The organism is Actinomadura livida (assembly GCF_014648675.1).
Classification (GTDB): domain Bacteria; phylum Actinomycetota; class Actinomycetes; order Streptosporangiales; family Streptosporangiaceae; genus Spirillospora; species Spirillospora livida.
Window position 1 is genome coordinate 221,896 of sequence record NZ_BMRO01000003.1, and the last position, 7,073, is coordinate 228,968.

At 72.3% G+C, this 7,073-nt stretch carries 8 protein-coding genes; 7 read left to right on the forward strand and 1 reads right to left on the reverse strand.

Annotation, left to right across the window (positions count from 1 at the left end):
- Positions 1-178 precede the first annotated feature (178 nt).
- On the reverse strand, positions 179-946 hold the full coding sequence (locus IEZ03_RS07680) for an enoyl-CoA hydratase-related protein (RefSeq protein WP_184886588.1): 768 nt from the start codon (positions 944-946) through the stop codon (positions 179-181).
- A 65-nt stretch (positions 947-1,011) separates the two neighbouring features.
- On the opposite strand from IEZ03_RS07680, the gene IEZ03_RS07685 reads away from it, so the two are divergent.
- The 7 genes from IEZ03_RS07685 to IEZ03_RS07715 all read left to right on the forward strand — a co-directional run bounded on the left by IEZ03_RS07685 (position 1,012) and on the right by IEZ03_RS07715 (position 6,929).
- Positions 1,012-1,404, forward strand: coding sequence for a DUF7715 family protein (locus IEZ03_RS07685; protein ID WP_184886590.1), 393 nt, complete (start codon positions 1,012-1,014; stop codon positions 1,402-1,404).
- Positions 1,405-1,420: 16 nt separating this feature from the next.
- Positions 1,421-1,711 (forward strand): MTH1187 family thiamine-binding protein, encoded by a 291-nt coding sequence (locus tag IEZ03_RS07690; RefSeq protein ID WP_131953285.1) that lies wholly within the window; start codon positions 1,421-1,423, stop codon positions 1,709-1,711.
- A gap of 180 nt (positions 1,712-1,891) precedes the next feature.
- The gene (locus IEZ03_RS07695) at positions 1,892-2,704 is read left to right on the forward strand and encodes an ABC transporter ATP-binding protein (protein WP_184886592.1); all 813 of its coding nucleotides are present in this window, start codon (positions 1,892-1,894) and stop codon (positions 2,702-2,704) included.
- Entirely contained in the window at positions 2,701-3,663 is a 963-nt protein-coding gene (locus IEZ03_RS07700; RefSeq protein WP_221480821.1) for an ABC transporter ATP-binding protein, read from the forward strand. The genes IEZ03_RS07695 and IEZ03_RS07700 overlap by 4 nt, the downstream gene beginning before the upstream one ends.
- Positions 3,660-4,550, forward strand: coding sequence for a branched-chain amino acid ABC transporter permease (locus IEZ03_RS07705; RefSeq protein ID WP_132050864.1), 891 nt, complete (start codon positions 3,660-3,662; stop codon positions 4,548-4,550). Before IEZ03_RS07700 ends, IEZ03_RS07705 begins: the two co-directional genes overlap by 4 nt.
- On the forward strand, positions 4,543-5,667 hold the full coding sequence (locus IEZ03_RS07710; protein WP_373293549.1) for a branched-chain amino acid ABC transporter permease: 1,125 nt from the start codon (positions 4,543-4,545) through the stop codon (positions 5,665-5,667). The genes IEZ03_RS07705 and IEZ03_RS07710 overlap by 8 nt, the downstream gene beginning before the upstream one ends.
- A 5-nt stretch (positions 5,668-5,672) precedes the next feature.
- Positions 5,673-6,929, forward strand: a complete 1,257-nt coding sequence (locus tag IEZ03_RS07715; protein ID WP_184886594.1) for an ABC transporter substrate-binding protein — start codon at positions 5,673-5,675, stop codon at positions 6,927-6,929.
- Positions 6,930-7,073: the final 144 nt, after the last annotated feature.

Sequence of the window (7,073 nt, forward strand, 5' to 3'; positions counted from 1 at the left end):
CGCCCCCTCCCGGCTGAGGTCTCCGATCACCTGCACCTTTGCGCGTGGTTCGGGGCTTCGCCCCTCGCCCCCTTGTGGCTTGGGGCTGTGATTCTCTGCACGTCGGCGTTGGCTTAGGCCCTCGCCACAACGTGCTGCACGTCCGTGCGGGCTTCGCCTCTTGGGCTCTCCTCGGGACTCAGGCGGGCCAGGTCGGGGGGCGTTTCTCTAGGAAGGCCGTCATTCCTTCTTGGGCCTCTGGGGTTTGGCTGGAGGCTGCCATTACCTCTATGGCGTAGGTGTAGGCGTCTTGTTCGGGGCGGTCGAATTGGGCGTACATGGCTTGCTTGCCCAGGGCCTTGCTGGACGGGCTGCCCTGGGTGGCTCGCTGGAGCAGGTCGTGGGTCGCCTTTTCCAGGTCGTCGTCGGGGACCGCGTAGTTGATCAGGCCCCAGTCGGCGGCGGTCCGGGCGTCGAAGACCTCGCCGGTGAGCGCCATCTCCGCGGCGCGTTTGCGGCCGACGTTGCGGGCGATCGCCACCAGGGGCGTGTGGCAGAACCAGCCGCCCTTGCCGCCCGGGGCGGCGAAACCGGCGCTCTCGGCGGCCACCGCCAGGTCGCAGCTCGCCACCAGCTGGCAGCCCGCGGCGGTCGCCAGGCCGTGCACGCGGGCCACCACTACCTGGGGGACGGACTGGATCGTCCGCACCAGCTCCGTGCAGACCTGGAGCAGGTCGCGGACGTCGGCGTGCGAGGCACCCGCCATGTCGGCGAAGTCGTGGCCGGCGGAGAAGACCGGGCCGTTCGCGGCGAGGATCACCCCGCGGGCGTCGGTGCCGCCCGCCTCGCGGAACGCCTCGGTCAGTTCGCGGAGGAAGTCGCGGGACAGCGCGTTGCGGCGGCGCGGCCGGTTCATGGTGATCGTGGTGAACGCCGCGTCGCGGTGGAGCAGGACGTCTTCGCTCATGCTCCCGACGTTACGTCAGACCCTCGTCGTACGGTGGTCGGGTCCACGGACGCGCCGAGGGGGTAATGGCCTTGAAGCTGCTCACCGCCACCAACTCCAGCCAGGGATTCCGCGCGAACGACTTCGACTGGTGCGTCGAAGGCGAACTCGTCCACATCGGGATCGTGTGCGCACGCGACCGGGACGACCCCGACGGGGGGTGCGGATGCGGCCGCTCGTTCGCGGGGCTCAACTCCCACCGGGCAACGACGACCGCGATGGTCCGGGAGGTCCCGGGATTCACCGACGACGACTACGTGCTGGCGATCCGGTCCAGCCTTGAGCAGCAGGGCTGCGACTCCTCGTTCGCCGAGCACGAGGCGGCGCTGCTGCGGACCCTCGTGCGCGACTGGCCGGCCGGGGCGATCGTCGAGCGGCGCCTCGATGAGATCGTGGTGAGGCAGGTCCTGCAGCCCTGACCAACGGAGGTCCACGATGCTCGTCGCGTTCTCGGTCACCCCGCTCGGCGCCGGTGAGGAGGTCGGTGAGCTCGTCGCGGAGGCCGTCCGCGTAGTGCGCGAGAGCGGCCTGCCCAACCGCACCGACGCCATGTTCACCACGATCGAGGGCGAGTGGGACGAGGTGATGGCCGTGGTCAAGGCCGCCACCGACGCGGTCGCCGCGCGGGCCCCGCGGGTGAGCCTCGTCGTCAAGGCCGACCTCCGTCCCGGCGTCACCGGCGCCCTCGACGCCAAGGTCGAGTCGGTGGAGCGCCACCTCCGCTGACCGCGCACAACCGGATGACCGGAACACCGCCCGGATTCACCCTCCGGGTGGGCCCCGCTGTGCTCGCCGCACAATCCGAATGGCGTTCGATTGGACGCCCGCCACGTCTTGCCCGCGCCCCATGGACGCAGGTCGGCGCCCCGTGTTGGGGTGCCAGCCACACGAATTGTGGAGGCGTGCATGGCGAACGGGACCCTCGCGGTCCGGAATCTGTCGGTGACCTACGGCCGGGCCGTGCGGGCGTTGCACGGCGTGTCGCTGGACGTCCCGGCCGGATCGGTGACGGCGGTGCTCGGCGCCAACGGGGCGGGCAAGTCGACGCTGCTCCGGGCGATCTCGGGCACGCTTCCGTTCCACCGCGGCGCGGTGGACGCGGGCTCGGTGCGGCTCGGCGACCGCTCCCTGATCGGGCTGCACCCGGCGACCGTCGTCGCGGCCGGGGTGGTGCAGGTGCCGGAGGGGCGGCGGGTGTTCGGCCGGCTCAGCGTCGAGGAGAACCTGCGGGCGGGCGCGCTCGGCGCGCCCAGCCGGTCCGAGGCCGCCAAGGCCCACGGCCGGGTGCTGGAGCTGTTCCCGGTGCTGGCGGAGCGGGCGCGGCAGCGGGCCGGGCTGCTGTCCGGCGGCGAGCAGCAGATGCTCGCGATCGGGCGGGCGCTGATGGCGTGCCCGTCGGTCCTGCTGCTGGACGAGCCGACGCTCGGCCTCGCCCCGCTGATGGCCGAGCGGATCGCCGAGACCGTCCGCGAGATCAACCTGCAGGGCACCGCGATCCTGCTGATCGAGCAGAACGCCGCGCTGGCGCTGGAGCTGTCGTCGCACGCGCACGTCCTCGAGGTCGGGGCCGTCGCGCTGCACGGGCCGTCGTCGGAACTGGCCGGCAGCGACGAGATCCGGCGCCGGTACCTCGGAGTCGGTGAGGAGACCGACACCGAGGACGACGGTGAGGATGCCGGGAAGTTCGTTCCGCCCACGCTCGGGAGGTGGACGGGATGAGCGAAGCGAACCGGGGGGCGCGGGGGGTCGCCCCCTCGCAGGAGACAGAGCTGAGCGAAGCGAACCGGGGGACGCGGGGGGTCGCCCCCTCGCAGGAGACAGAGCTGAGCGAAGCGAACCGGGGGACGCGGGGGGTCGATCCCTCGCAGGAGGCGGAGCCGGGTGAGCTCGTCGTCAGTGGGCTTACCGTGCGGTTCGCCGGGCTCACCGCGCTGGACGACGTCGACTTCACCGTGGCGCCGGGCAGTGTCCACGCGATCATCGGACCGAACGGCGCGGGCAAGTCGACGTGCTTCAACGTCCTGTCCGGGGTGTACCGGGCCAGCGGGGGCAGCGTCCGGTTCGGCGGCGCGGAGCTGACCTCGCTGCCGCCGCACCGGATCGCCGCGCTCGGCGTCGCCCGCACGTTCCAGAACATCGCGCTGTCGCGGCACCAGACCGCCGAGGACAACCTCATGCTCGGGCGGCACCGGCTCACCCGCGCCGGGTTCGCGTCCGCGGGCCTGCGGACGCCGTGGGCGCGCCGCGAGGACGCGCGGCACCGGGCGCGGGTCCGCGAGATCGCCCGCTTCGTCGGGGTGGACGAGCACCTGGCCGCGCCCGCCGGGACGCTGCCCTACGGCGTCCAGAAGCGCCTGGAGCTGGCGCGCGCGCTGGCGATGGAGCCCCGGCTGCTGCTCCTGGACGAGCCGGTCGCCGGGATGAACGGCGGGGAGCGGCGGCGGATGGCCGAGGTCATCGCCCGCGCCCGCGCCGACCTGGGGCTGTCGATCCTGCTGGTCGAGCACGACATGGGCATGGTCATGCGGCTTGCCGACGAGGTGACCGTCCTGGACTTCGGCAAGCGCATCGCGGGCGGTGAACCCGAGCGGGTGCAGCGCGACCCGGCGGTGATCCGCGCCTATCTCGGTGCCGCCCACGAGCCGGCGGCGCCCTCCCACGGGGAAGGAAACCCTTGAGCACGTTCATCGAACTGGTGATCAACGGGGTCTCGGCGGGAGCGGTCTACGCGCTGATCGCCCTCGGCTTCGTGATCATCTTCAAGGCCACCGAGGTGGTCAACTTCGCGCACGCGTCGCTGCTGCTCGCCGGCGGCTTCGTCACGGCCGTGCTGCACGACGACATCGGCTTCCTCGCGGCGCTCGCCGCGGGCATCGCCGCCGCGGCGGTCCTCGGCGTGCTCGTCCAGGTGCTCGTGCTGCGGCACGCGCGGGTGGAGGACCAGGCGGTGCTGGCGATCGTCACGATCGGCATCGACATCGTGCTGGCGACCGAGCTGACGCGCCGGATCGGCACCCGGGTCCTCTCGCTCGGCGACCCGTGGCAGGACAAGATCGTGTACGTCGGCGGCGTCGGCATCGCCCAGACGCGGATCGCCGCGCTCGTCGTCGCGGCGGCGATCATCACGGCGTTCCTGCTGGCGTTCCGGTTCACGTCGTGGGGCGTGGCGATGCGGGCGGCCGCCGAGGACGGCGAGACCGCCTCGCTGATGGGCATCCGGCTGTCGCGGGTGTCGCTGGCCGCGTGGGCGATCGCGGGCGGGCTCGCCGCCGTCGCGGCGCTGTTCCTCACGGTCTTCCCCACGCCGGGCCTCGACCGCGGCACCTCGTTCGCCGCGATGAAGGCGTTCCCCGCCGCGATCCTCGGCGGGCTCGACTCCACCACCGGGGCGCTGGTCGGCGGGCTCCTCATCGGGCTCACCGAGTCGCTCGTGACCGGCTACCAGGGCGATCTGACGTTCCTCGGCCGCGGCATCGGCGGCGTCGCCCCGTTCCTGGTGATGCTCATCGTGCTGCTCGTCCGCCCGGCCGGGCTGTTCGGGACGAGGGAGATGTCGCGTGTCTGAACGTCGGACTTCCCCCCGCCTGATCGGCCCGGGACGCTGGTGGCTCGTCCCCGTCGGCTTCGCGGTCATGCTCCTGCCGCCCTTCTACCTGGACGCGTTCTGGCTGCAGACGGGCCTGTTCGCGATGTCCGCGGCGATCGGCGCGATCGGCCTGAACCTGCTCACCGGGTCCACCGGGCAGCTGTCGATGGGCCACGCGTTCTTCCTGGCCGTCGGCGCCTACGGGTACGTCTACCTGGCGTCCTCCCCCGAGGACGGGATGACGGGCCTCGGGCTGCCGACGCCGCTGGCGTTCCTCGGCGCGATCGTCCTCGCCGGCGTCGCGGGCGGCGCCTTCAGCCCCATCGCGGGACGGCTGCGCGGCGTCTACCTCGGCATCGCCTCCCTCGCGCTGATCTTCATCGGGCAGCACGTGCTGTTCAACGCCGAGAGCGTCACCGGCGGCTTCAACGGGCGCAACGTCCCGCCGCTGGAGATCTTCGGGTTCTCCTTCGACGACTCCCCCGGCGTCGTGGTCCTCAACGTGCCGTTCGGCGCGCTGGAGCGGCTGTGGTTCCTCGCCGTCGCCCTGCTGGTCCCGGCGGCGTGGATCGCCCGCGGCATCCTGCGCGGCCGCCCGGGACGCGCCATGAACACGATCCGCGACCACGAGGTGGCCGCGGCGGTCATGGGCGTGCCGGTCGCCCGCTACCGGGCCGGGGTGTTCGTGCTGTCGTCGATGTACGCGGGGGCGGCCGGCGCGCTGCTCGCGCTGGCGTTCCGGCGGACCGTCCCCGACTACTTCGGGATGTTCCTGGCCCTGGACTACCTCGCCATGATCGTCATCGGCGGGCTCGGCAGCGTCGCCGGCGCCGTCGCGGGAGCGGTGTTCGTCTCCGTCCTGCCGCAGCTCCTCACCCGCTTCGGCGACGACCTGCCGATGGTCGCCGCACCGGGCTCGGGCGGGGTCTCCCCCGCCGAGGCCGCCCGGATCCTGTACGGCGCCGCCGTGGTCGCCGTCGTCCTCTTCCTGCCCCGCGGCCTTGCCGGGGTGTGGCCGATGCTGCGCAGCGCCGCGTCCCGCCGCAGGGCCTCCCGACATCTCACCCCACTCGAAAAAGAGGAGCAACCAGCATGAGACGAATGGCGCGTGTCACGGCGGCCGGCGCCTTGGCGCTGACCCTGCCGCTGGCCATGACCGCCTGCAGCGACAAGGCGACCGGCGGCTCGGGAGCGACCGGCGCCGGCGGCGTCAAGCAGGGCACCGGGGTCACCGACGACAAGATCAGCATCGGTGTCCAGACCGACATGACCGGGGTGTACGCACCGCTCGGCAAGAGCCTCACCCAGGCGCAGAAGATGTACGTCGACCAGGTGAACGCCGAGGGCGGCATCTGCGGCCGGACGCTCGAGCTGGTCGTCCGCGACCACGGGTACGACGTTCAGAAGGCCGTGGCGAGCTACGGCGAGCTGGAGTCCAGCGTCATCGGCCTCGCGCAGTTCGTCGGATCCCCGATGGTGACGGCGCTCGGCGAGCGCATCACCTCCGACAAGATGTTCGTCATCCCCAACGCGTGGGCGACGACGCTGCTCGGCAACGAGTACATCCAGGTCACCGGCACCACCTACGACATCGACATGATCAACGCCCTGGACTTCCTGACCGAGGAGAAGGGCGTCAAGAAGGGCGACAAGGTCGGTCACGTCTACTTCGAGGGCGACTACGGGGAGAGCGCCCTCGCCGGCTCCAAGCACGCGGCCAAGGAGCTCGGCCTGACGATCGTCGAGCAGAAGATCAAGGCGACCGACAACGACATGAGCGCGCAGGTCTCCGCGCTGCAGAGCGCCGGGGTGTCGGCGATCCTGATGAGCGCCGGGCCGATGCAGTCGGCGTCGCTCGCGGGCGTCGCGCGCTCCAAGGGCGTGACGGCGCCGATCGTGGCGAGCAACTCCGGGTTCTCCCCGCAGCTGCTGAAGACCCCGGCGGCGCCCGCGCTGCTCAAGGGCTTCTACCTCGCCAGCGCCGGCGCGCCGATCTCGTCCGACCTGGAGAAGATCAAGCAGCTGGCCGCCGACTACGAGGAGAAGTACCCGGGGCAGCCGCTGGACAACGCGGTCGTCAACGGCTACACCAGCGCGGTCATCTTCGGTGACGCGCTCACGAAGGCGTGCCAGGCCAAGGACCTCACCCGGGAGGGCCTGATCAAGGCGCACCGGTCCACCACGGCCTACGACGACGGGTACGGCACCCCGATGGACTTCTCGAAGGTGAACGAGCCGGGCACCCGCAAGACCTACATCCTGCGGGCGGACGCCAAGGCGACCGGCGGCCTGGTCGTCGAGCGGGACGCCACCGCCTCCAAGATCGCCGAGGCGTACCAGGTCCCGGCGGGCAAGTAGACCGGCGGCGGGGGCGGGGGCCGTGTGCGCCCGGCCCCCGCCGTTTCCACCCCCCGCCCGCGCCGGCTCCCGCCCGGCCGCGCCGCCGGGTCAGCGCAGGGCGGGGGCCCGGGTGCGGGCGGGCGGGGCGACCAGCGGGGGGCC

What these genes read in the sequence shown, in the direction of transcription:
- IEZ03_RS07680 (WP_184886588.1), bottom strand. Translation starts at nt 946, where the DNA reads ATGAGCGAAGACGTCCTGCTCCACCGCGACGCGGCGTTCACCACGATC.
- IEZ03_RS07685 (WP_184886590.1), top strand. Translation starts at nt 1,012, where the DNA reads ATGGCCTTGAAGCTGCTCACCGCCACCAACTCCAGCCAGGGATTCCGC.
- IEZ03_RS07690 (WP_131953285.1), top strand. Translation starts at nt 1,421, where the DNA reads ATGCTCGTCGCGTTCTCGGTCACCCCGCTCGGCGCCGGTGAGGAGGTC.
- IEZ03_RS07695 (WP_184886592.1), top strand. Translation starts at nt 1,892, where the DNA reads ATGGCGAACGGGACCCTCGCGGTCCGGAATCTGTCGGTGACCTACGGC.
- IEZ03_RS07700 (WP_221480821.1), top strand. Translation starts at nt 2,701, where the DNA reads ATGAGCGAAGCGAACCGGGGGGCGCGGGGGGTCGCCCCCTCGCAGGAG.
- IEZ03_RS07715 (WP_184886594.1), top strand. Translation starts at nt 5,673, where the DNA reads ATGGCGCGTGTCACGGCGGCCGGCGCCTTGGCGCTGACCCTGCCGCTG.